This is a genomic window from Pseudomonas sp. TE50-2 (genome assembly GCF_040813665.1).
Taxonomy (GTDB): Bacteria; Pseudomonadota; Gammaproteobacteria; order Pseudomonadales; family Pseudomonadaceae; genus Aquipseudomonas; species Aquipseudomonas soli.
In genome coordinates, this window is the sequence record NZ_JBFNXN010000001.1 from 2767780 (window position 1) to 2790371 (window position 22592).

20 protein-coding genes and 1 pseudogene are annotated in these 22592 nt (G+C 63.5%); 10 read left to right on the plus strand and 11 right to left on the minus strand.

Going from position 1 to position 22592, the window contains the following annotated elements; all coding sequences use genetic code 11:
- Positions 1 to 99 precede the first annotated feature (99 nt).
- The 3 genes from tcyJ to tcyN are packed head-to-tail and all read left to right on the plus strand — an operon-like array spanning position 100 to position 2334.
- Complete coding sequence (gene tcyJ / locus AAHK21_RS12635; RefSeq protein ID WP_023630289.1) at positions 100 to 906, plus strand: cystine ABC transporter substrate-binding protein; 807 nt, start codon at positions 100 to 102, stop codon at positions 904 to 906.
- Positions 903 to 1571, plus strand: a complete 669-nt coding sequence (gene tcyL, locus AAHK21_RS12640; protein ID WP_046857530.1) for a cystine ABC transporter permease — start codon at positions 903 to 905, stop codon at positions 1569 to 1571. Before tcyJ ends, tcyL begins: the two co-directional genes overlap by 4 nt.
- 1 nt (position 1572) lies before the next feature.
- The gene (gene tcyN, locus AAHK21_RS12645; RefSeq protein ID WP_046857531.1) at positions 1573 to 2334 is read left to right on the plus strand and encodes an L-cystine ABC transporter ATP-binding protein TcyN; all 762 of its coding nucleotides are present in this window, start codon (positions 1573 to 1575) and stop codon (positions 2332 to 2334) included.
- Positions 2335 to 2350: 16 nt separating this feature from the next.
- On the opposite strand, the gene AAHK21_RS12650 is transcribed toward tcyN, so the two are convergent.
- The 5 genes from AAHK21_RS12650 to trxA form a co-directional block, all read right to left on the minus strand.
- On the minus strand, positions 2351 to 3001 hold the full coding sequence (locus AAHK21_RS12650; RefSeq protein ID WP_102683473.1) for a gamma-glutamylcyclotransferase: 651 nt from the start codon (positions 2999 to 3001) through the stop codon (positions 2351 to 2353).
- 336 nt (positions 3002 to 3337) lie between these two features.
- Positions 3338 to 4306: a CDP-6-deoxy-delta-3,4-glucoseen reductase gene (locus AAHK21_RS12655; protein ID WP_367857417.1), complete on the minus strand. Its 969-nt coding sequence runs from the start codon at positions 4304 to 4306 to the stop codon at positions 3338 to 3340.
- A complete protein-coding gene (ubiD, locus tag AAHK21_RS12660) occupies positions 4306 to 5772 on the minus strand; it encodes a 4-hydroxy-3-polyprenylbenzoate decarboxylase (protein ID WP_367857418.1) in 1467 nt (488 codons plus the stop codon). The genes AAHK21_RS12655 and ubiD overlap by 1 nt, the downstream gene beginning before the upstream one ends.
- A 200-nt stretch (positions 5773 to 5972) precedes the next feature.
- Entirely contained in the window at positions 5973 to 7232 is a 1260-nt protein-coding gene (gene rho / locus AAHK21_RS12665) for a transcription termination factor Rho (protein WP_011536308.1), read from the minus strand.
- Positions 7233 to 7542: 310 nt separating this feature from the next.
- A complete protein-coding gene (gene trxA, locus AAHK21_RS12670) occupies positions 7543 to 7872 on the minus strand; it encodes a thioredoxin TrxA (protein WP_046857535.1) in 330 nt (109 codons plus the stop codon).
- A 244-nt stretch (positions 7873 to 8116) separates the two neighbouring features.
- On the opposite strand from trxA, the gene ppx reads away from it, so the two are divergent.
- Complete coding sequence (ppx, locus tag AAHK21_RS12675; protein WP_367857419.1) at positions 8117 to 9619, plus strand: exopolyphosphatase; 1503 nt, start codon at positions 8117 to 8119, stop codon at positions 9617 to 9619.
- Here the strand turns inward: ppx and ppk1 are convergent.
- Positions 9606 to 11846, minus strand: coding sequence for a polyphosphate kinase 1 (gene ppk1, locus AAHK21_RS12680; RefSeq protein ID WP_367857420.1), 2241 nt, complete (start codon positions 11844 to 11846; stop codon positions 9606 to 9608). The two genes, ppx and ppk1, sit on opposite strands and share 14 nt — an antisense overlap.
- Positions 11847 to 11865: 19 nt before the next feature.
- Positions 11866 to 12876, minus strand: coding sequence for a porphobilinogen synthase (gene hemB, locus AAHK21_RS12685; protein WP_367857421.1), 1011 nt, complete (start codon positions 12874 to 12876; stop codon positions 11866 to 11868).
- Between the two features lie 208 nt (positions 12877 to 13084).
- Here hemB and AAHK21_RS12690 point away from each other — a divergent pair, with 208 nt between their 5' ends.
- On the plus strand, positions 13085 to 13729 hold the full coding sequence (locus tag AAHK21_RS12690; protein WP_081941314.1) for a DedA family protein: 645 nt from the start codon (positions 13085 to 13087) through the stop codon (positions 13727 to 13729).
- Between the two features lie 501 nt (positions 13730 to 14230).
- Here the strand turns inward: AAHK21_RS12690 and AAHK21_RS12695 are convergent.
- Positions 14231 to 14857 (minus strand): annotated as a pseudogene (locus tag AAHK21_RS12695) (sterol desaturase family protein); the annotation flags it as partial.
- Positions 14858 to 14970: 113 nt separating this feature from the next.
- Here AAHK21_RS12695 and elbB point away from each other — a divergent pair.
- Entirely contained in the window at positions 14971 to 15639 is a 669-nt protein-coding gene (gene elbB / locus AAHK21_RS12700) for an isoprenoid biosynthesis glyoxalase ElbB (RefSeq protein WP_110700134.1), read from the plus strand.
- Positions 15640 to 15728: 89 nt separating this feature from the next.
- Here the strand turns inward: elbB and AAHK21_RS12705 are convergent, their stop codons facing one another.
- Positions 15729 to 16181: a YaiI/YqxD family protein gene (locus AAHK21_RS12705; RefSeq protein ID WP_023630873.1), complete on the minus strand. Its 453-nt coding sequence runs from the start codon at positions 16179 to 16181 to the stop codon at positions 15729 to 15731.
- A gap of 91 nt (positions 16182 to 16272) precedes the next feature.
- Positions 16273 to 18216, minus strand: coding sequence for an FTR1 family protein (locus AAHK21_RS12710; RefSeq protein ID WP_367857422.1), 1944 nt, complete (start codon positions 18214 to 18216; stop codon positions 16273 to 16275).
- 289 nt (positions 18217 to 18505) lie between these two features.
- Here AAHK21_RS12710 and AAHK21_RS12715 point away from each other — a divergent pair, with 289 nt between their 5' ends.
- The 4 genes from AAHK21_RS12715 to AAHK21_RS12730 are packed head-to-tail and all read left to right on the plus strand — an operon-like array spanning position 18506 to position 21636.
- Positions 18506 to 19897 (plus strand): COG3014 family protein, encoded by a 1392-nt coding sequence (locus AAHK21_RS12715; RefSeq protein ID WP_367857423.1) that lies wholly within the window; start codon positions 18506 to 18508, stop codon positions 19895 to 19897.
- Between the two features lie 14 nt (positions 19898 to 19911).
- Positions 19912 to 20280 (plus strand): YcfL family protein, encoded by a 369-nt coding sequence (locus AAHK21_RS12720; protein WP_367857424.1) that lies wholly within the window; start codon positions 19912 to 19914, stop codon positions 20278 to 20280.
- Positions 20281 to 20301: 21 nt separating this feature from the next.
- A complete protein-coding gene (gene lpoB / locus AAHK21_RS12725; RefSeq protein WP_023632455.1) occupies positions 20302 to 20889 on the plus strand; it encodes a penicillin-binding protein activator LpoB in 588 nt (195 codons plus the stop codon).
- 3 nt (positions 20890 to 20892) lie between these two features.
- Positions 20893 to 21636: a hypothetical protein gene (locus AAHK21_RS12730; RefSeq protein ID WP_046857545.1), complete on the plus strand. Its 744-nt coding sequence runs from the start codon at positions 20893 to 20895 to the stop codon at positions 21634 to 21636.
- A 331-nt stretch (positions 21637 to 21967) separates the two neighbouring features.
- On the opposite strand, the gene AAHK21_RS12735 is transcribed toward AAHK21_RS12730, so the two are convergent.
- The gene (locus tag AAHK21_RS12735) at positions 21968 to 22423 is read right to left on the minus strand and encodes a transposase (protein ID WP_367857425.1); all 456 of its coding nucleotides are present in this window, start codon (positions 22421 to 22423) and stop codon (positions 21968 to 21970) included.
- Between the last annotated feature and the right edge of the window lie 169 nt (positions 22424 to 22592).

Genomic DNA, 22592 nt, shown 5'->3' on the forward strand with positions numbered 1-22592 from the left:
TTTGGGAATAACAACCTGATTTTTTATTATTTCCCGGCCTATGAAGCCCACCTCTATAGTCGCCACCTCACTACTTCCACAACAAGCGCGGGGCATGCCATGACCAAATTCGCCAAACCCCTTCTCAACGCCAGCCTGGCGCTCCTGCTCGGCGCCGGCCTGCTCGGCCAGGCCTTTGCCGGCGAGCAGTTGAAGACCATCCAGGAAAAGGGCGTGATCAACGTCGGCCTGGAGGGCACTTACCCACCGTTCAGCTTCCAGGACGAAAACGGCAAGCTGACCGGCTTCGAGGTCGAGCTGTCCGAGTTGCTGGCCAAGGAGCTGGGGGTCAAGGCCAAGGTCCAGCCGACCAAGTGGGACGGCATCCTCGCCGCACTGGAATCCAAGCGTCTCGACGTGGTGATCAACCAGGTGACCATCTCCGAGGAACGCAAGAAGAAGTACGATTTCTCCGAGCCCTACACCGTTTCCGGCATTCAGGCCCTGGTACTCAAGGGCAGTGACAACGAGAAAAACATCAAGACTGCTGCCGATCTCGGTGGCAAGAAGGTCGGTGTCGGCCTGGGCACCAACTATGAGCAATGGGTGAAGCAGGATGTGCCGACAGCCGATGTGCGCACTTACGAAGATGACCCGACCAAGTTCGCCGACCTGCGCAACGGTCGTATCGACGCCATCCTGATCGATCGCCTGGCTGCACTCGAGTACGTCCAGAAAACCGCCAAGGACAAGAAACCGACCGCACTCGCTGGCGAGAAATTCTCCAAGCTGGAATCGGGCGTGGCCTTGCGCAAAGGCGAACCTGAACTGCTCGATGCGCTGAACAAGGCCATCGACAAGCTCAAGGCCGACGGCTCGCTGGCCAAGCTGTCCGAGAAATACTTCGGTGCCGATGTCACCAAATGATCGCTGAAAGCCTGCAACTCGTTGTCGATTCCGCGCCCTTCCTGTTGAAGGGCGCGGGTTATACCGTGCTGCTCAGCGTCGGCGGCATGTTCTTTGGCCTGGTGCTGGGCTTTGCCCTGGCGCTGATGCGGCTGTCGAAGATCCTGCCGCTGGACTGGCTGGCGCGCATCTATGTGTCGTTCTTCCGCGGCACGCCGCTGCTGGTGCAGCTGTTCGTGATCTACTTCGGCCTGCCGCAGATCGGCATCGAGCTCGATCCGATCCCGGCCTCGCTGATTGGTCTGTCACTGAACATGGCGGCGTATATCTGCGAGATTCTCCGCGCGGCAATCTCCTCGATCGACCGTGGCCAGTGGGAAGCAGCCGCCAGCATCGGCATGACCCGCACCCAGGCCATGCGCCGGGCGATCCTGCCGCAAGCCCTGCGCACTGCCCTGCCACCGCTGGGCAACAGCTTCATCTCGCTGGTCAAGGACACCGCCCTGGCGGCGACCATCCAGGTGCCCGAGCTGTTCCGCCAGGCGCAGCTGATCACCGCACGGACCTTCGAGGTCTTCACCATGTACCTGGCTGTCGCGGTGGTCTACTGGATCCTCTGCAGCATCCTGGCGCACTTCCAGAACCGCATGGAAGCGCGGGTCAACCAGCACGACCAGGAGCATTGAGATGATCGTAGTAGAAGGCCTGACCAAGCAGTTCAAGGGCCAGACCGTGCTCAACGGCATCGACCTGAGCGTGCAACCCGGCGAAGTGGTGGCCATCATCGGTCCCAGCGGCTCGGGCAAAACCACCTTCCTGCGCTGCCTGAACCTGCTGGAAACCCCAGATGCCGGGCGCATCCAGATCGGCGATATCAGCATCGATGCCAATCGCCCGCTGGGCGGCCAGCAGAGTGCGATCCGCCGCCTGCGCCAACAGGCCGGGTTCGTGTTCCAGAACTTCAACCTGTTCCCTCACCGCACCGCTCTGGAGAACGTCATCGAAGGGCCGGTGATCGTCAAGAAGACGCCCCGCGACAAGGCCATCGAGCTGGCCAGGCGCCTGTTGGCCAAGGTTGGCCTGGCAGGCAAGGAAGACGCCTACCCCAGGCGCCTGTCCGGCGGCCAGCAACAACGGGTGGCCATCGCCCGCGCCCTGGCCATGGAGCCGGAAGTGATCCTGTTCGACGAGCCCACTTCGGCGCTCGACCCCGAACTGGTCGGCGAAGTGCTGGAAACCATCCGCGGCCTGGCCGAGGAGAAGCGCACCATGATCATCGTCACCCACGAGATGAGCTTCGCCCGCGATGTCGCCAACCGGGTGATCTTCTTCGACAAGGGCGTGATCGTCGAGCAGGGCGAGGCCAAGGCGCTGTTCGCCAACCCGAAGGAAGAGCGCACGCGTCAGTTCCTGCGCAAGTTCCTCGGCACCGCCGCCGGCCAGGAGTGAACCCGATGCGCGGGGCTCACACCTCGCGCAGGTTGTGGCAACGCCTGAAGCGCGCTTCCAGGTTGCGATCGGGCATCTGGTGGCTGCGCAGGGCGTTGAGGGTCTGCTCTACGTAATCGCGCGTGGTGCCGTAGCGCCCCTTGGCGCTGGCGAGGATCTGGCTGAGCAGCGTGTCCGGCAGGTTGCCTGCGTAGCACGGCAGGTGCCGCTCGAGCACGAAGCCCAGCGCCTGCACCTTGCTGCCATCGTCCAGGCGGCAGCTCAACCAATGCGGACGATAGGCCGGGAACGGCATCTCACGCTGCCACAGGGCCATCAGCGAGTCGTGCAGGTTGGTTTCGTCCAGACGGAAGGCGAAGCCGCTGCAGGAGCCGCCACGGTCCAGGCCGAACACCAGACCCGGGCACTCCGGGGTGCCACGGTGCTCGTGGGACCACAGGTAGAGGCCGCGGTGATAACCATGCACCCGCGCCCGCTGGCGCTCGACCGAGTTGCATTCGGGGCGCCAGATCAGCGAACCATAGGCAAACAGCCAGACCGGGCCGCCTTCGTGCTGGGACATGGTTTCCTGCATCGAACGCTGCAGTTGTTCACGGGTCAACTGCTGCCCGAAGTCGAGTGACGGCGGATAGGCTATTTGCCAGGATGAACTTTCAAGCGTCGACATGAGCTGCCGCCATTAATTCCTGAGAACTACCAAAGTGCAGGTAATGCCGTGCCTGTTCGGAGGCTATCGCGGGGCAAGCCCGCTTCCACCAAGGCCTACCAGGATCGCGTGAGAACGGGCTTGCCCGGCGATTTACCTGGCACCTAACGTAAGGCAGAACGCACTTTGCACTCAACCCCGAAAACAGGATTTCATTAAAGCATCCGCTGAACGGGAACTAATAGTCCGAGTATAGCGAAACTTATTACCCGCACCGGTAACAATCTCCGCCATATAATTAACAGGAAAACACTTGGTTATTAAACCCGGCACGCCCTTGCGGCATGCCGGGTTACTTCACCCGCGTGGCGCATAGGCAAACACGTCAGCCCGCATGCGGTGGGCATCCATGCCGGCCTCGACCAATGCATCGAGGGTGGCGTAGACCATGTTCGGCGAGCCACTGGCATAGACATGCACCTGGTTGAGGTCGCCGATGTCCTCGCATACCGCTTCGTGGAGCAGGCCACAGCGCCCCTCCCAACCGCACAGATCGCTGACCACCTTGTGCAGGAACAGGTTCGGCAGGCGCTCCCATTCGGCCCAGTGTTCGATCTGGTAGAAGTCTTCAGGCCGGCGTACACCCCAGTACAAGTGCACCGGGTGCTTGAAGCCCTGCGCCCGGCAGTGCTCGATCAGGCTGTGCATCTGCCCCATGCCGGTACCGGCAGCGATCAATACCAGCGGGCCGTCGGGCAATTCCGCCAGGTGAGCATCACCAAATGGCAGTTCGATGCGGGCCAGACCATTGCGCTGCAACTGCTCGATCAACTGCACGGCACTGCTTTCGCGGGCCAGCACGTGTAGCTCCAGCTCTCGCCCACCGTGGGGCGCCGAAGCGAGCGAAAAAGCTGCCTTGTCCATGCCCTCGCGCTCGATCATCAGGTATTGCCCGGCGTGGTAGCGGGGCGGCTTGCCGGCCGGCGCGCGCAGGCGCACGCGCCAGACATCGCCACCGATCTCGACGCACTCGCTCACGGTACAGGCCAGCTTGCGCAGCGGCAGCTCGCCCAGGGCCAGCACACCATCCCACAACAACACACAGTCCTCCAGCGGCTCGGCGATGCAGGTGAACAGCTCACCGTGATCGCGCACCTGGCCTTCCTGGCGAACACTGCCTTCCACCAGCAGCGCGGCACACACATGGCAGTTGCCGTTGCGGCAGCTGTTCGGGCAGTCATAGCCCAGTCGCCGTGCCGCATCCAGAATCCTTTCACCCGGTTCGACCGCCAGTACCGCCCCGGAAGGCTGCAAGGTTACCTGCATCAATCTATTCCCAACTGGTCCCACAACTCATCGATACGGCGGGTGACGGCCTCGTCCTTGACGATGACCCGGCCCCATTCGCGTGTAGTCTCGCCCGGCCATTTGTGCGTGGCGTCCAGGCCCATCTTCGACCCCAGCCCCGATACCGGCGACGCGAAGTCGAGGTAGTCGATGGGGGTATTGTCGATCATCACCGTATCACGCTTGGGGTCCATGCGCGTGGTGATGGCCCAGATCACATCGTTCCAGTCGCGGGCGTTGATATCGTCGTCGGTGACGATAACGAACTTGGTGTACATGAACTGTCGCAGGAACGACCACACACCCAGCATGACGCGCTTGGCATGGCCCGGGTACTGCTTCTTCATGGTCACCACCGCCATGCGGTACGAGCAGCCTTCCGGCGGCAGGTAGAAGTCGGTGATCTCGGGGAACTGCTTCTGCAGGATCGGCACGAACACTTCGTTCAGCGCCACGCCGAGAATCGCCGGCTCATCCGGCGGCCTGCCGGTGTAGGTGCTGTGGTAGATCGGCTTTTGCCGATGGGTGATGCGCTCGACGGTGAACACCGGGAAGCTGTCCACTTCGTTGTAGTAGCCGGTGTGGTCGCCGTACGGGCCTTCCGGGGCCATCTCGCCGGGGTGGATCACGCCTTCGAGGATGATCTCGGCGGTGGCCGGTACCTGCAGGTCGTTGCCACGGCACTTGACCAGTTCGGTGCGGTTGCCACGCAACAGGCCAGCGAAGGCGTACTCGGAAAGCGTGTCCGGGACCGGGGTCACGGCACCGAGGATGGTCGCCGGGTCAGCGCCCAACGCCACGGCTACCGGGAACGGCTGGCCAGGATGCTTCTCGCACCATTCGCGGTAGTCCAGCGCCCCGCCGCGGTGGCTCAGCCAGCGCATGATCACCTTGTTGCGGCCAATCACCTGCTGGCGATAGATGCCCAGGTTCTGGCGGTCCTTGTTCGGCCCGCGGGTCACGGTCAGGCCCCAGGTGATCAGCGGCGCAACATCGCCAGGCCAGCAGTGCTGGATAGGCAGCTGGCCGAGGTCAACGTCATCGCCTTCGACCACGATTTCCTGGCATACCGCGTCCTTGACCACCTTCGGCGCTATGGACACGACCTTCTTGAAGATCGGCAGCTTCGACCAGGCGTCCTTCAGGCCCTTCGGCGGCTCCGGCTCCTTGAGAAACGCCAGCAGCTTGCCGATTTCGCGCAGTTCTTCGGTCGACTCGGCGCCCATGCCCATGGCCACGCGCTCGGGGGTGCCGAACAGGTTGCCCAGCACCGGCATGTCGAACCCAGTGGGCTTTTCGAAGAGCAAGGCCGGGCCCTTGGCGCGCAGCGTGCGGTCGCAGACTTCGGTCATTTCCAGAACTGGGGAGATGGGAACCTGGATGCGCTTGAGTTCACCGCGCTGTTCCAGGCCACGAATGAAGTCGCGCAGATCGCGATACTGCATGCAAGGGCCTCGTGTTGGGCGTATCGGTCGGGGTGCAGAGTGTAGCGCCGTTGGCGGGGTAAAGGCCAAGAATGACTTGGGGCCGCTTCGCGCCCCATCGCCGGCAAGCCGGCTCCCACAAGGTCAGTGTGAGCCCTGTGGGAGCCGGCTTGCCGGCGATGGGCTGCAAAGCAGCCCCAATCAGTTCCAGTCTGAAACGCTTACTTGCGCTTCATCGACAGGAAGAACTCATCATTGGTCTTGGTCTGCTTGAGCTTGTCGACCAGGAACTCGATGGCGGCGATTTCGTCCATCGGGTGCAGCAGCTTGCGCAGGATCCACATGCGCTGCAGTTCGTCGTCGGCGGTCAGCAGCTCTTCACGACGGGTACCGGACTTGTTGATGTTGATGGCCGGGAACACACGCTTCTCGGCGATGCGGCGGTCCAGGGGCAGCTCCATGTTGCCGGTACCCTTGAACTCTTCGTAGATCACTTCGTCCATCTTCGAGCCAGTCTCGACCAGCGCGGTGGCGATGATGGTCAGCGAACCGCCTTCCTCGATGTTACGGGCGGCACCGAAGAAGCGCTTCGGCTTCTCCAGGGCGTGGGCATCGACACCACCGGTCAGCACCTTGCCGGAGCTCGGGATCACGGTGTTGTAGGCACGCGCCAGACGGGTGATGGAGTCGAGCAGGATGACCACGTCTTTCTTGTGCTCGACCAGGCGCTTGGCCTTCTCGATGACCATTTCGGCAACCTGCACGTGGCGGGTCGGCGGCTCGTCGAAGGTCGAGGCGACCACTTCGCCGCGCACGGTGCGCTGCATCTCGGTCACTTCTTCCGGGCGCTCGTCGATCAGCAGGACGATCAGGTGGCACTCGGGGTTGTTGCGGGTAATGTTGGCCGCGATGTTCTGCAGCATGATGGTCTTACCGGCTTTCGGCGGTGCGACGATCAGGCCACGCTGGCCTTTGCCGATCGGGGCGCACAGGTCGATGACGCGACCGGTGAGGTCTTCGGTGGAGCCGTTACCGGCTTCCATCTTCAGGCGCTTGTTCGGGAACAGCGGCGTCAGGTTTTCGAACAGGATCTTGTTCTTCGCGTTTTCCGGACGGTCGAAGTTGATGGTATCGACCTTCAGCAGCGCGAAGTAACGCTCGCCTTCCTTCGGTGGGCGGATCTTGCCGACGATGGTGTCGCCGGTGCGCAGGTTGAAGCGACGGATCTGGCTGGGCGAAACGTAGATGTCGTCAGGGCCGGCCAGGTAAGAGGCATCCGCCGAACGCAGGAAACCGAAACCATCCTGGAGAATCTCCAGCACGCCGTCACCCGAGATCTCTTCGCCGCTTTTCGCATGCTTTTTCAGCAGGGCGAAAATCACGTCCTGTTTGCGCGAACGGGCCATGTTTTCGATGCCCATCTGTTCGGCCATTTCCAAAAGATCGGTAATCGGCTTTTGCTTGAGTTCTGTCAGGTTCATAAGGGGAGTGACGTAATCATGTAAGGAAGGGAAAAATTAAGCAGTTGGCTTAATGAGGCCGCGCCGCTAGATGGCGACAGGATCGCGTACTGATTCGAATTAGGGATGCTTCGGCGACGGCGTGCAGAGGGCACTGGAGAAGCAGTGCGAGGCCGAATGTAACACTTGCTTTTTTCGACGTCTAGTGGTTTTGGCCAGTGTTTTACGGGGCTATCCGACTGGATGGCCGCAAGGCCGGGGCTCGCGAGCCATCGGGGAAACTACCTACAACAGATAAAGAAAAGCCCCGCATTTGCGGGGCTTCTTCACATCACAGGCTGGCGTCGAGGAACGCTTTGAGCTGCGACTTGGACAACGCGCCGACCTTGGTGGCCTCGACGTTGCCGTTCTTGAACAGCATCAGCGTCGGGATGCCACGCACGCCGTGCTTGGCCGGGGTTTCCTGGTTTTCGTCGATGTTCAGCTTGGCGATGGTCACCTTGCCTTGATATTCCGAAGCGATGTCGTCCAGTACCGGCGCGATCATCTTGCATGGGCCGCACCATTCAGCCCAGTAGTCGACCAGCACCGCGCCTTCAGCCTTGAGTACGTCGGCTTCGAAGCTGGCGTCGGTGACATGTTTGATAAGATCGCTGCTCATGGATATCTCCAGGTCGTAAGCACAAAAAAACGTTGCCCATCATAGCCGCACCCAGGCGCGACAGGAAGCCACAGACGATTGAGTGTAACTATAGTTGTGCAAGACGCCACGAATCGAAACTGTCATATCACGGTCATAACATTGCTATGACATTGCCATGCATCAAGCCTTGCAGTGCCGCTCGTTGGCGTAGGACCACGATCGTGGCACGATTGCCGGGTTAACGACCGAGAACCTCCAGACCATGCCGCATACCACCGCGAAGAACCTGTCTCTGATCGCCGCCATCGACCTGGGCTCCAACAGCTTCCACATGGTCGTCGCCAAGGCCCATCACACGGAAATCCGCATCCTCGAAAGGCTTGGAGAAAAGGTTCAGCTCGCCGCCGGCATCGACGATGAGCGCAGGCTCAGCGAAGAAGCCATGCAACGCGGCCTGGAATGCCTCAAGCGCTTCGCCCAGCTGATCAACGGCATGCCCCAGGGCGCGGTGCGCATCGTCGGCACCAACGCCTTGCGCGAAGCACGCAACCGCAACGAATTCATCCTGCGCGCCGAGGCCATCCTCGGCCACCCGGTCGAGGTCATTTCCGGCCGTGAAGAGGCGCGCCTGATCTACCTGGGCGTGTCCCACACCCTGGCCGACACCCCGGGCAAGCGCCTGGTCGCCGACATCGGCGGCGGCAGCACCGAGTTCATCATCGGCCAGCGCTTCGAGCCGCTGCTGCGCGAAAGCCTGCAAATGGGCTGCGTCAGCTTCACCCAGCGTTATTTCCGCGACGGCAAGATCACCCCGGCGCGCTACGCACAGGCCTACACCGCCGCGCGCCTGGAGCTGATGAGCATCGAGAACGCCCTGCACCGCCTGACCTGGGACGAGGCCATCGGCTCGTCCGGGACCATCCGCGCCATCGGCGCCGCCATCAAGTCCGGCGGACTGGGCAATGGCGAGGTCAACGCCGAGGGCTTGGCCTGGGTCAAGCGCAAGCTGTTCAAGCTGGGCGAGACCGACAAGATCGACTTCGAAGGGGTCAAGCCCGATCGCCGAACTATTTTCCCGGCGGGCCTGGCCATCCTCGAGGCGATCTTCGATGCGCTGGAGCTGCAGCGCATGGAACACTGCGACGGTGCCCTGCGCGAAGGCGTGTTGTTCGACCTGCTGGGCCGCCACCATCACGAAGATGTGCGCGAGCGCACCCTGAACTCGCTGATGGAGCGTTACCACGTCGACCAGGGCCAGGCCGCACGGGTCGAGCGCAAGGCGCTGCACGCCTTCGACCAAGTGGCCAAGACATGGGAGCTCGAGGACGGCAACTGGCGCGATCTTCTGGGTTGGGCGGCGAAAGTGCACGAAGTTGGCCTGGATATCGCCCATTACCACTACCACAAGCACGGCGCCTACCTGATCGAGCACTCCGACCTGTCCGGCTTCTCCCGCGAGGACCAGCAGATGATGGCCCTGCTGGTGCGCGGCCATCGCCGCAACATTCCCAAGGACAAGTTCGCCGAGTTCGGCGACGAAGGCATCAAGCTGATCCGCCTGTGCGTGCTGTTGCGCTTCGCTATCCTCTTCCACCATATCCGTGGCAACCAGCAGATGCCGAAAGTGGTACTGCAGGCCGGCGACGACAGCCTCGAAGTGGTCTTCCCTGGAAACTGGCTGGAAGAAAACCAGCTGACCCAGGCCGACTTCGCCAACGAGGCGGAGTGGCTGGCCCGGGTCGGCTTCGTCCTCAGCGTACGTTGAGGACCGGGTTGCTCAGGCGCTCCAGCAGGGTCGCCTGGGCACTGCGCGGGTTCTGGTTGCCGGTCGGGGTGCTGCGCACGTAGCGCCCGTCCGGTTGCAGGGTCCAGGCCTGGGTGTTGTCGGTCAGGTATCCCTCCAACTCCTTCTTGACCCGCAGCAACAGCTTCTTGCCTTCCACCGGGAAGCAGGTCTCGACACGCTTGTCGAGGTTACGCTCCATCCAGTCGGCACTGGACAGGTAGATCTGCTCCTCGCCGCCATTGAGGAAGTAGAACACCCGGGTGTGCTCGAGGAAGCGGCCGATGATCGAGCGCACATGGATGTTGTGCGAAACGCCCGGGATGCCCGGCCGCAGACAGCACATGCCACGCACCACCAGGTCGATGCGCACGCCCGACTGGCTGGCCTTGTACAGCGCCTTGATGATCTTGGCGTCGGTCAGCGAGTTGAACTTGGCGATGATGTGCGCAGGCTTGCCCTCCAGGGCGAACTGGGTCTCCCGGGCGATCATGTCGAGCATGCCCTTTTTCAGGGTGAAGGGCGCGTGCAGCAGCTTCTTCATGCGCAGGGTCTTGCCCATGCCGATCAGCTGGCTGAACAGTTTGCCGACGTCCTCGGTGAGGGCGTCGTCGGAGGTCAGCAAGCTGTAGTCGGTGTACAGGCGGGCGTTACCGGCGTGGTAGTTGCCGGTGCCCAGGTGCGCGTAACGGACGATTTCACCCTGCTCGCGGCGCAGGATCAGCATCATCTTGGCGTGGGTCTTGAAGCCCACCACCCCGTAGATCACCACCGCGCCGGCGGCCTGCAGTCGGCTGGCCATCTGCAGGTTGGACTCTTCGTCGAAGCGTGCGCGCAATTCGATCACCGCGGTGACCTCCTTGCCGTTACGCGCCGCGTCCACCAGGGCGTCGACGATCTCCGAGTTGGCACCCGAGCGATAGAGCGTCTGGCGCACGGCAAGCACGTGCGGGTCCTTGGCGGCCTGCCGCAGCAGGTCGATCACCGGGGTGAACGATTCGAATGGGTGCATCAGCAGGATGTCCTGCTTGCCGATCACGCTGAAGATGTTGTCGGCGTTCACCAGCAGCTTGGGGATTGCCGGGGTGAACGGCGTGTACTGCAGCTCCGGGTGGCTATCGAGCCCGGTGATGCTGAACAGACGGGTCAGGTTGACCGGGCCGTTGACCTGGTACAGCTCGCTCTCGCTCAGGCTGAACTGCTTGAGCAGATAGTCGGAGAGGTGTTTCGGGCAGGTATCGGCTACCTCGAGGCGCACGGCATCGCCGTAGCGACGCGAGAACAACTCGCCGCGCAGGGCACGGGCCAGGTCGTCGACCTCTTCCGAGTCCAGCGCCAGGTCGGCGTTACGAGTCAGGCGGAACTGATAGCAGCCCTTGACCTTCATGCCCTGGAACAGGTCATCGGCATGGGCATGGATCATCGACGACAGGAACACATAGTTGTCGCCAGGCCCGCCGACGTCTTCCGGCACCCGGATTACCCGCGGCAGCAGGCGCGGCGCCGGGATGATCGCCAGGCCCGAATCGCGGCCGAAGGCGTCGACACCCTCGAGCTCGACGATGAAGTTCAGGCTCTTGTTCACCAGCAACGGGAACGGGTGGGTCGGGTCGAGGCCGATCGGGGTGATGATTGGCGCGATCTCGTCGCGGAAGAAGCGCCGTACCCAGGTCTTGAGCTTGGGCGTCCAGTAACGGCGACGGATGAAGCGAATGGCATGTTTTTCCAGCTCTGGCAGCAGCACGTCGTTGAGGATCGCGTACTGCCGATCCACTTCGAGGTGCACCAGTTCGCTGATCCGCGCCAGCGCCTGGTGCGGCTGCAGGCCGTCGGCGCCGGCCTGTTCGCGGGCGAAGTTGATCTGCTTCTTCAGGCCCGCCACACGGATTTCGAAGAACTCGTCCAGGTTGCTGGAGAAGATCAACAGGAACTTCAGGCGCTCGAGCAGCGGGTACGACTCGTCCAGCGCCTGCTCCAGCACGCGGATATTGAACTGCAGCTGCGAAAGCTCGCGATGAATGTACAGGCTGCTGTCGTCCAGGCTCGGCACGGCGATCGCCGGGGCCGGCACAGGCGCTGGGGCCGGGGCGGCTTCAGCGACAGGTTCCGGCTGCGCTACCTCTGGCAGGTCGGGCGGGGTCTGCACCATCTCTTCGGGCACGGCCTGGGCATCCTTGATCGCGACAGGGTTGAGCACTTCGTTATTCATCTGACGTTCCTGGAGAGCGTTACTGCCCTCTCATCATTTGAGCGGCACGCACGGCGAAATAGGTCAGGATGCCATCGGCGCCTGCCCGTTTGAATGCGGTGAGGGATTCGAGGATCACGGCTTCGCTGAGCCAGCCGTTCTGGATCGCGGCCATGTGCATGGCGTACTCGCCGCTGACCTGATAGACGAAGGTCGGCACCTTGAACTCGGTTTTCACCCGGTGAACGATGTCCAGGTACGGCATGCCCGGCTTGACCATGACCATGTCGGCGCCTTCGGCAAGGTCGGTGGCCACTTCGTGCAGGGCTTCGTCGCTGTTGGCCGGGTCCATCTGGTAGGAGGCCTTGTTGGCCTTGCCGAGGTTCAGCGCCGAGCCGACCGCATCACGGAACGGGCCGTAGTAGGCACTGGCGTACTTGGCCGAGTAGGCCATGATGCGCACGTTGACGTGGCCGGCCACTTCCAGGGCTTCACGGATCGCGCCGAGACGGCCGTCCATCATGTCCGATGGCGCGACCACCTGGGCGCCAGCCTCGGCATGGGACAGCGCCTGGCGCACCAGGGCGTCGACGGTGATGTCGTTCTGCACATAGCCTTCCTCGTCGAGGATGCCGTCCTGACCGTGGGTGGTGAACGGGTCAAGGGCCACGTCGGTGATCACCCCCAGTTCCGGGAAGCGGGCACGCAGGGCGCGGGTGGCGCGCTGGGCGATGCCATCCGGGTTCCAGGCTTCGGCGCCGTCGAGGGATTTCTTTTCGGTCGGGGTCACCGGGAACAGCGCCAGCGCCGGAATGCCCAGCTCTACCCAACTCTGCGCGGCTTCCAGCAGCAGGTCGATCGACAGACGCTCGACGCCCGGCATGGACGGCACTTCTTCGCGGCGGCCCTCGCCGTCCAGTACGAATACCGGAAGAATCAGGTCATCGACAGTCAGGGTGTTTTCGCGAACCAGGCGACGGGAGAATTCGTCCCGACGGTTGCGACGCAGACGGGTGGCAGGAAACAGACGATTGGCGGGGGTAAAGCTCACGGCAGACTCCTGAGCCCGCGCAGGCGGGCGAGCGCGACAGTTATAAGCGGCCATTATGACGCCTGTGTGACACCCGAGGGCAACCCTGCGACTTGTGGCCGCAGTCATTGTCCTTGTAGGAATTGTTCACGTCGAGACACATTTGGACACTTTCCCGATCGCGCCCGAAGGGGTAGGCTGCGCGTTCATTTCGCCAGCACGCCAGAAAATGCTTCAACAATTCCTGAACGATTTCGGCTACTTTGCCCTTTTTCTCGGCACGTTCTTCGAAGGCGAGACCATCCTCGTGCTCGCAGGGTTTCTTGCGTTTCGCGAATACATGGATATCAAGCTGGTGGTCCTGGTGGCCTTCTGTGGCAGTTATGCCGGTGACCAGTTGTGGTATTTCATGGGTCGCCGACACGGGCGCAAGATCCTCGCCCGCAAGCCTCGCTGGCAAGCCATGGGCGACCGTGCGCTGGAGCATATCCGCCGCCATCCGGACATCTGGGTGCTGAGCTTCCGCTTCGTCTACGGCCTGCGCACGGTGATGCCGGTGGCCATCGGCCTGTCCGGCTACCCGCCACGCCGCTACCTGCTGCTCAACGGCATCGGCGCCGCAGTCTGGGCCCTGGCCCTGGGCCTGGCCGCCTATCACTTCGGCGCTATCCTCGAAGGCATGCTGGGCAGCATCAAGAAGTACGAGCTATGGGTGCTCGGCGGCCTGCTGGTGCTGGGCCTCGCGCTCTGGCTGCGCCGGCGCTTTCGCAACAGCCGCGCCGAGCGTCGCGCGGCGGCAGAGGGCCAGGCCGCCGAGGCTGAGCAGGCTGTAACCCAGGAGCAGCAGCCAGAACAGGGGCGTGACCAGCACTAAGCCCAGCGCGCCGGCCAGGTACAGCGCTGGCGCATTCGACAGCAGGCGCGCCAGCTCCAGGCGCGCTGCCCAGGGTCGGTCCTCGAGCGCCACGCCCAGCACGAACAGCCCGAACGCCATAACCGTCCAGCCCAATGCCAGGGCCGTGGGCGTCACCTGTTCCGCCACGTCCATCAGATAACTGCCCAACGCCACGTAGACCGCGAACTGCGCCGTGACGTACAGCTGCTGTGCGCCGCCCAGCGGGATCGCGAACTTGCGAAACGCGGCGAGGTCCTGCTTGGCCTGTGGATAAGCGGCGGTCACGTCCGCCGGCCGCCAGCCAGTGGGCATGAACCAGATACGCAGCTTGTCCCACCAACGGGCCGTTCGCCGGGCGTCGTCCCACAGCTGGGCGTAGAACTGCACGTTCGCCCACAGCGGGTTCCAGCTCGCCAAAGGCGTGGTCACGCCGAAGATCACCGGCTCGCGCTCGTCCTCTTCCTGGAAGGTGCCGAACAGCCGGTCCCAGATTATGAACACGCCGCCGTAGTTGCGATCCAAGTACAGAGGATTCTGCGCATGGTGGACGCGATGGTTGGACGGCGTGATGAAAATCCACTCGAGCCAGCCCAGCTTGGGCACATGGCGAGTGTGCACCCAGAACTGGTAGAGCAGGTTCAGCGAGGCCACGGTGATGAACACCAGGGGCGGCACGCCCAGCAACGCCAGCGGCAGGTAGAAGATCCAGGAAAACAGAAAACCGCTGCTGGTCTGGCGCAAGGCGGTGGTGAGGTTGTACTCCTCGCTCTGGTGATGCACCGAGTGCGCGGCCCACAACACGTTGCGCTCGTGGCCCAGGCGGTGCAGCCAGTAATAGCAGAGGTCGTAGAGCACGAAGGCGACCATCCACACCCACCAGGCATCCGCCGGCAGCCGCAGCCAGGCCAAGTGCTCCCAGGCCACGGCATAGGTGACCAGCCCCACCCCTTTGGTCAGCAGCCCGGTGCTGGTGGACAGCGCACCGGTGCTCAGACTGTTGATCGAGTCGGCAAGCTGGTAGTTGCGGCGCCCGCGCACGCGGTCGGCGATAAGCTCCACCGCGATCAGCACGAAGAAGAACGGCACGGCCAGCAGAATCAGGTCCATGAACGGCCACCTCCAAGGTTGTCCACGAAGATTAGGCCTGCACTGGGGCAAATCCCATGGCTACATCTGCCAAACTAGAGGACATTTAGCGCCTCGACACTGGAGTATTGAGCATGACAAAAAAAGTTGCGGTGATTCTGTCCGGTTGCGGCGTGTACGACGGCGCCGAAATCCATGAGAGCGTGATCACCCTGCTGCGCCTGGACCAGCGCGGCGCCCAGGTGCAGTGCTTCGCGCCGAACATCGCGCAGATGCATGTGATCGACCACCTGACCGGGGAAGAGATGCCCGAATCGCGCAATGTGCTGGTGGAGTCGGCGCGCATCGCCCGTGGCGAGGTGAAGGACATTCGCGAAGCCAAGGTCGAGGACTTCGACGCCCTGATCGTGCCGGGAGGCTTCGGCGCGGCGAAGAATCTGTCGAACTTTGCCGTCGAAGGCGCCAACTGCACCGTGCAACCAGACGTGCTGGCGCTGGCCGAGGCGTTTGCCGATGCCTGCAAGCCGGTCGGGCTGATCTGCATCTCGCCGGCCCTGGCGGCGAAGATCTATGGGCCGGGCGTGGTCTGCACCATCGGCACTGACGCCGGTACCAGCGCGGCGGTGGTGAAGATGGGCGGCACCCATGAAGAGTGCGATGTGCATGACATCGTCGAAGATACCCAGCGCAAGCTGGTGACTACCCCGGCGTACATGCTGGCTAAGTCGATCAGCGAGGCGGCGGGTGGCATCTACAAGTTGGTGGATCGGGTGCTGGAGCTGACCCACGAGGGTGACAAGTAAGGCCTCGAAGGCCTGCTACGCAGGCCATCGCCGGCAAGCCGGCTCCCACAGGATCACCTACACATGCGGGAACCGGCAGCCCCACGTACTTAACGCTTGGAAAGCCGTCCCAGAATCCGGTCCAGGGCATTGGCGAACGCCTGCTTCTCGCGTTCGCCATAAGGTGCCTGCCCGCCGCCCACCTGCCCCTGCTCGCGCAGTTCGGTGAACAGGTTGCGCACCGCCAGGCGCTCGCCCATGTTGCGCTCGTCGAACTCGCGGCCGCGCGGGTCCAGCGCGGCCACGCCTTTCTTGATCAGGCGGTCGGCCAGCGGCACGTCGCTGCAGATCACCAGCTCGCCGGGCTCGGCGTTGTCCACCAGGTAGTCGTCGGCCGCGTCCATGCCGCTGGGCACCACGATAAGCCGCACGCAGGCGAAGGCCGGCTTGATCTGCGGCTGGCCGGCCACCATCACCACCTCCAGCTTGCGCTTGAGGGCGAACTTGACGATCAGGTCCTTGGCCGCCTTGGGGCAGGCGTCGGCATCGATCCATACACGCATGAGATTAATCCTGTGCTCCGGGCGGACATTATGCCAGCCCCAGCCTCATCGCGGGGCGGGCCAGTGGCCCCCCCCTTCCCCCTGCACAGACTCAGCTCGCCGCCGCCCGGTGCTTCTCGGCCAAGCGGCTGCGCCCATAGAGGAACACGATAGCCAGCAACGCTACCGCCTGCGCGCTCAGTGAGTAGAGATCGGCGTGGATCCCCAGCCAGTCGAACTCGAAGAACGCCACCGGCCGCGTACCCAGCACGCCGGCCTCCTGCAGCGCCTTGACGCCGTGCCCGGCGAACACCACCGACAACGCACAGAGCAAAGCCGCGTTGATGCTGAAGAACAGCGACAGCGGCAGCTTGGCCGAGCCGCGCAGGATCACCCAGGCCAGGCCCACCAGCAGCACCAGCGCCGTGGCACCGCCTGCAAGAACCGCCTGGTGGCCAGCCGGCCCGGCCTGCAGCCACAGGGTCTCGTAGAACAGGATCACCTCGAACAGCTCGCGGTACACCGAGAAGAACGCCAGCACGGCAAAGCCGAAGCGCCCGCCGCCACCGACCAGGCTGCTCTTGATGTAGTCCTGCCAGGCGGCGGCGTGGCGGCGGTCGTGCATCCACACGCCGAGCCACAGCACCATCACCGCGGCGAACAAGGCCGTGCAGCCTTCGAGCAGCTCACGCTGCGCGCCACCGACGTCGATCACGTAGGCCGCCAGGGCCCAGGTGGCGAAGCCGGCGACCAAGGCCAAGGCCCAGCCAACGTTGACGCTGCGCACAGCCGACTGCTGGCCGGTGTTGCGCAGGAAAGCGAGGATCGCCGCCAGCACCAGGATCGCCTCCAGGCCCTCGCGCAGCAGGATCAGCAGGCCGGAGATGTAGCTCAACGACCAGCTCAGGCCATCGCTGCCCAGCAGCTTCGAGGCCTGTTCGAGCTTGACCTTGGCTTCGGCCAGGCGCTGTTCGGCTTGGGCCACCGGCAGGCCGTCCTGCAGCGACTGACGGTAGGCCATCAGCGACTTCTCGGTGTCCTTGCGGGCCTGGGTGTCAATGTTGTCGAGCGAGCTTTCCACCAGCTCGAAGCCTTCCAGGTAAGCCGCCACCGACAAGTCGTAGGCCTGGTCGTGGTCGCCGGCGCGGTAAGCCGCCAGGCTCTTGTCCAGGGTGCTGGAGGTGTACTCGAGCAACTGCGCCGGGCCACGCTTGACCTGCGGCGGTTGCGCCCGCTGGGCGCGGAACGCGGCCACAGCGTTTGCGCCTTCACTGGCGGCAACCTCGGCCGGGGTCTGCCGGGCCAGGTCGGCGAGGTTCCAGGTCTTGTCGCTCTTTGCCGCCTGCGGATCGGCGGTGAAGCTGGCGATATAGGCCGCCACGTCCCAGCGCTGGCGCTCGTCGAGCTGGTCGGCGAACGAGGGCATCTCGGTGCCCTCGATGCCCAGTCCGAGGGTGTTGTACAGGTCGAACAGGCTGAGCTGGTCGAGGCGCGCGGCATCGCGCAGGTTGGCTGGCGCAGGCTCCAGGCCGACACCGGCCGGGCCATCGCCCAGCCCGGTATCACCGTGGCAGATCGAGCAATTCTGGGCATACAGCGATGCGCCGCGGGCCGGGTCCGGGGTGATCACCGGTGCTTGGCTGACCTCGTAGGCCACGGCCAGGCGTGCACCCAGCTGGCGGGCCTGGCGAGCAACGCCGGCGCCATCCTGTCGCTGGTCGATGGCCTGGCGCAGGCTCTGGACACCCTGCTCCAGCGCGCCGCGCTCGGCATGCTCGGGCAGCCCCTTGACCAACTCGGCCAGCACCCCGCTGAACTCCTGTTGCTCGCGGTATTCCCCGTCGTCCACCACCTTGCCGTCACGCACGGTTGGTGGGTAGTCGGCACCGATGTAATCCAGCAGATGCAACGCCTTGGTCGCCTCGGCAGGTGCTTCGGCCAGCGTCGGGGTGCTGCACAGCGCCAGCATCGGGCCAAGCAACAGGGCAGGCAGCCAGGCAAGCAGACGGGAACGGGAAATCATGGCCAATCTCGACGGAAATACGAAAGAGAACATTGTTCACTTCCACTCTCCCCCGCTCAAGGCTCACCGGCAGATTTCATGAAAAATCTTGCGACAAATTGACCGATCGACAGCCTGGACAGCGCTTTTCCGCCTGATGGCACGCCTGCAGAAAATGCGAAGCAATTCGCCATCACGTAGCTACTACTTTGGGTATAATCCCGCGCCGCCGTAATAGCCATTAGCAATCAAGGCGCCTCCATCGAGAGGTTCTGGCGATAAAACAGAGGGATCTGCCGCCCCCGCCCACGCGGCCAACCGTTTCAGGGAAAGAAGAAGTCCGATGGTATCCCGCGCCCTCACCCTGGCGACCCTGGTCGCCGCCGTGCAGCTTACCGGCTGCTCGGTGTTCCGCAGCTACGACAGCGAACTGCAGGAGACCAACAAGCAGTTGGCCGCCGGCAATGTCGACGCCGCCCTCGCCCTGCTGGAAAACAACAACAAGGGCGACAAGAAAGACCTGCTCTACTACTTCGAAAAAGGCGAGCTGCTGCGCTCCAAGGGCGACCTCAAGGGCAGCCAGGACGCCTGGCGCTCGGCCGACAGCGTGGTGTTCCAGTGGGAAGAGTCGGTCAAGCTCGACACCGACAAGTACCTGAGCCAGTTCGGCAGCTACCTGGTCAACGACAAGGTGCGCCGCTACGAAGGCTACGACTACGAAAAAGTCATGCTGACCACGCAGATGGCCTTGAACCTGCTGGCGCAGAACGACTTCGACGGCGCCCGCACCGAGATCAAGAAGACCCACGAGCGCGAAGCGATCATCGCCGAGCTGCGCGACAAGGAATACCTCAAGCGCGAGGAAGAGGCCGAGAAGGAAGGCATCAAGACCGAATACAAGGACCTGCAGGGTTACCCGGTCGCCAGCCTCGACGCCCCTGAGGTGGTCGGCCTGAAGAACAGCTACCAGAGCGCCTTCAGCCATTACCTGTCCGGCTATGTCTACGAGGCCCTCGGCGAGAAGGGCCTGGCCGCGCCGGGCTACCGCAAGGCCGCCGAGCTGCGCCCGAATACCCCGCTGCTGGACCAGGCGCTGCTGGAGCTGGACAAGAACAGCGCCAAGGCCGGTGAAAGCGACGTGCTGATCGTGGTACAGACCGGCCTGGCCCCGGCACGCGATTCGATCCGCATCCCGCTGCCACTGCCGATCCAGGACAACCTGGTGATCACTCCGCTGTCGTTCCCGATCATCAGGGAAGACACTTCGACCGCGCACCTGAGCGAGATCCAGCTCAACGACAAGGCCCTGGCCCTGACCGCGCTCAACAGCACCACCGCCATGTCACGCCGCGCCCTGCGCGACGACATGCCGGGCATCATCCTGCGCACCAGCGTGCGCGCCATCAGCCGCGGCGTGGCGCAGAAGAACCTGAACCAGACCAACCCGATGGCCGGGCTGGTGGTGGGCATTGCCTCCACCGTGCTGGAAGGTGCCGATACCCGCACCTGGCGCACCCTGCCAAACGAAACCCAGGTGGCCCGCGTACGCCTCAAGCAGGGTGAACACCACCTGAGCCTGCCGTCGAGCCTCGGCGGTACCCAGGTCACGGTGAAAGTCGATCGCCCCTACCAGGTGGTCAGCCTGCGCGTGGTCGGCAACCGCGTGTTCGCTGGCGGCCCGTCCGTCGAAGTCGCCCCGCAGGCCGCAGCCACCGCTGTCGCCAGCCTCAAGTAACCCAAGGATCGAACATGCGCAAAACATGCCTCGCCCTGGCCGCCGTCGCCCTCCTGGCCGGCTGCGCCACCCCGCCCCCTGCCCCGGGCAGCGCCGCCAGCAAGGTGGTGACCATGGGCCAGCTGGATGACATCGAAGTCGGCCAGATGCGCGTCGCCCGCGAGAACGGCTACCTCACCGTCAATGTGGCGCTGACCAACACCAGCCGCAGCAACCAGACCCTGTTCTACCGCTTCGCCTGGCTGGGCAGCGACGGTTTCCCGGTGGCCGATGAAGAGAGCTGGAAGGCCCTGCCGCTGTACGGCAAGCAGGCCAAGTTCCTGCCCGCCATCGCACCGACCCCCGCAGCCCGTGACTACCGCCTCGAAGTCCACACCCGGTAACCCCTTTCAGGAGCACATTCGATGTTTGCACGCCTTTCCCTCGCCGCCCTCGCCATCGCCCTGGTCAGCGGCTGCAGCACCCCTTCGCCGGTTCTCGGCGGCAAGAACATCAGCTACGGCGACAGCAAGGCCGTCGAACTGGTGACCAACGAGTTCGGTTCCACCGACCTGCAGATGATCGCCGAGAGCATGACCCGCTCGCTGGCCCAGTCCGGCGTGCTGCACGGCCGCCCGGTGGTGCAGGTGTACGACGTGAAGAACAAGACCAGCGAGTACATCGATACCCGCGAGATCACCACCTCGATCAAGACCCAGCTGATGAAGTCCGGCGCCGCCCGCTTCGCCAGCGACAACACCGACATGCAGAGCCAGGTCGACCAGCTCAAGCTGCAGAACCAGAGCGGCCTGTACAAGAAGAAGACCGTGGCCAAGACCGGCAACATGATCGCCGCCAAATACCGCCTGGAAGGCTCGATCAGCTCGATCGTCAAGCGCAGCAGCGACTACAAGGACGTGTTCTACAAGTTCAGCCTGCAGCTGATCGACGTGGAAAGCGGCCTGGCCGAGTGGATGGACGAAAAAGAAATCCGCAAGACCACGGAGCGCTGATCGATGCGTGCATGGATGGCAATAATCGGCCTGGCCTGCGCCTTCGGCGCGCAGGCGGCCCCCAAGGTGGCGGTGACCGACCTGGCCTACCAGGCGCAGGTGGAGGAATACATCCACACCATCAACGCCCAGAGCAGCGGCCAGGCCGGCATGTACCACGCCAGCGGCCAGTCGAGCTACAGCGAGTACGAGAGCCTCAACAGCTACATCGAGCAGACCGAACTGCGCAAGTTCGGTGGCGACATCAAGGGTGAGATCCTCAAGACCGGCATGTTCCAGCTGGTCCAGGGCCGCCCCTACACCGCCGACTCGAAGGAAGACGTGTACGACGTGATCCGCCGCATCAAGAACGGCGCGTTCAAGGGTGCCGACTACGTGCTGTTCGGCACCCTGTCGGACATCGACTTCCAGCAGGACATCAACTCGCTGGACCACACCGACAGCTACTCGGCGGTGCTGGGCCTGACCGTGGTCGCCGACTTCAGCCTGATCAACACCCGCACCTACGAGATCACCTCGGCGTTCACCGCCATGGGCGAAGGGCAGGACACCAAGCTGGTGAAAAGCCAGGACCGCCGCGTGACGTTGAACCGTCCGCGGGTGGTGCGCGATGTATCGAAGGCGCTGGGCGAGGATGTGGCGCAGCAGTTGGCCGAGCAGTTGGGCGGCTCGGTGCCTGGGCAGGCGAAGCAGCCGCGTGGGCGGGACAACCTGCCGCCGGATGAGCCGGCGCGGGTGCTGAACTAAGCCACACGCAATCCCTGTAGGAGCGGCCTTACCGAGGCGTCGGACCGGCCGGAAAGGGCCGCGAAGCGGCCCCTGGAATTTAGCTGTGATGCACAAATCGTTGGGGCTGCTCTGCAGCCCTTTCGCCGGCAAGCCGGCTCCCACAGGGATCGGAGCAGCTCTGAAAGGGCCGCGAAGCAGCCCCTGGGATTTAGCCGTGATGCACAAATCGCTGGGGCTGCTCCGCAGCCCGTTCGCTGGCAAGCCGGCTCCCACAGGGATCGGAGCAGCTTTTGTGGGAGCCGGCTTGCCGGCGATGAGGCCAGCACAGGCAACCATGACAGCTGCCCATTCAGAGCCAGATGGCATCCCAATGCGGATAGTCGCCGATCCTCTCAACCAAGCCTGCCCGTTTGGGATTCATGACAACGTAGCGCGCAACAGCGCGCACATCTTCCTCACGCCGCAATGCCCGATCATGAAAGCCTTGCTGCCACAGGCGACCGGTGCGCCTCTGATATCCATTGATCATCCGCGTACTGCGCGACTTGACCCTGCGCATCAGCGTTTTCAGATCCACGTCCCCAAGCTCCACAAGCCAGTGAAAATGATCTGGCATCACAACCCAGGCCAGCGAACGGGCGATGCCTTCTTGCTCCACAGTGCGCAACTGCGCAATCAGTAACCGAGCCGATCGCAGATCGACCAGATACGGCACGCGGTTCAAGGTCTTGCTGGTGAGCAGATAAAGCCTGCCTGGTTCGGAGAACCTGCCACGCCTGAGTTGATCGGAATGAGGACTATCCATATGCCTGCTCCTGTTGATGACAGGTCAGGCTAGTTCCCTCAGCGGGCGAGGCGTAAATGGAGTGACACGTGATGTTTCTGTGTTGCCTCCATCGCCGGCAAGCCGGCTCCCACAGGGATCTGTGCAGCCTTTGTGGGAGCCGGCTTGTCGTGGCGACGAACCGCGACGA

Bases quoted from the DNA above. Each gene is read 5' to 3' on its own strand.
- AAHK21_RS12720 (WP_367857424.1), top strand. From the start codon at position 19,912: ATGCGCAAAACATGCCTCGCCCTGGCCGCCGTCGCCCTCCTGGCCGGC.
- ppk1 (WP_367857420.1), bottom strand. From the start codon at position 11,846: ATGAATAACGAAGTGCTCAACCCTGTCGCGATCAAGGATGCCCAGGCC.
- AAHK21_RS12710 (WP_367857422.1), bottom strand. From the start codon at position 18,216: ATGTTCTCTTTCGTATTTCCGTCGAGATTGGCCATGATTTCCCGTTCC.
- rho (WP_011536308.1), bottom strand. From the start codon at position 7,232: ATGAACCTGACAGAACTCAAGCAAAAGCCGATTACCGATCTTTTGGAA.
- AAHK21_RS12650 (WP_102683473.1), bottom strand. From the start codon at position 3,001: ATGTCGACGCTTGAAAGTTCATCCTGGCAAATAGCCTATCCGCCGTCA.
- tcyJ (WP_023630289.1), top strand. From the start codon at position 100: ATGACCAAATTCGCCAAACCCCTTCTCAACGCCAGCCTGGCGCTCCTG.
- tcyN (WP_046857531.1), top strand. From the start codon at position 1,573: ATGATCGTAGTAGAAGGCCTGACCAAGCAGTTCAAGGGCCAGACCGTG.
- elbB (WP_110700134.1), top strand. From the start codon at position 14,971: ATGACAAAAAAAGTTGCGGTGATTCTGTCCGGTTGCGGCGTGTACGAC.
- tcyL (WP_046857530.1), top strand. From the start codon at position 903: ATGATCGCTGAAAGCCTGCAACTCGTTGTCGATTCCGCGCCCTTCCTG.
- AAHK21_RS12730 (WP_046857545.1), top strand. From the start codon at position 20,893: ATGCGTGCATGGATGGCAATAATCGGCCTGGCCTGCGCCTTCGGCGCG.
- AAHK21_RS12735 (WP_367857425.1), bottom strand. From the start codon at position 22,423: ATGGATAGTCCTCATTCCGATCAACTCAGGCGTGGCAGGTTCTCCGAA.
- AAHK21_RS12715 (WP_367857423.1), top strand. From the start codon at position 18,506: ATGGTATCCCGCGCCCTCACCCTGGCGACCCTGGTCGCCGCCGTGCAG.
- AAHK21_RS12690 (WP_081941314.1), top strand. From the start codon at position 13,085: ATGCTTCAACAATTCCTGAACGATTTCGGCTACTTTGCCCTTTTTCTC.
- ppx (WP_367857419.1), top strand. From the start codon at position 8,117: ATGCCGCATACCACCGCGAAGAACCTGTCTCTGATCGCCGCCATCGAC.
- AAHK21_RS12655 (WP_367857417.1), bottom strand. From the start codon at position 4,306: ATGCAGGTAACCTTGCAGCCTTCCGGGGCGGTACTGGCGGTCGAACCG.
- AAHK21_RS12705 (WP_023630873.1), bottom strand. From the start codon at position 16,181: ATGCGTGTATGGATCGATGCCGACGCCTGCCCCAAGGCGGCCAAGGAC.
- lpoB (WP_023632455.1), top strand. From the start codon at position 20,302: ATGTTTGCACGCCTTTCCCTCGCCGCCCTCGCCATCGCCCTGGTCAGC.
- ubiD (WP_367857418.1), bottom strand. From the start codon at position 5,772: ATGCAGTATCGCGATCTGCGCGACTTCATTCGTGGCCTGGAACAGCGC.
- trxA (WP_046857535.1), bottom strand. From the start codon at position 7,872: ATGAGCAGCGATCTTATCAAACATGTCACCGACGCCAGCTTCGAAGCC.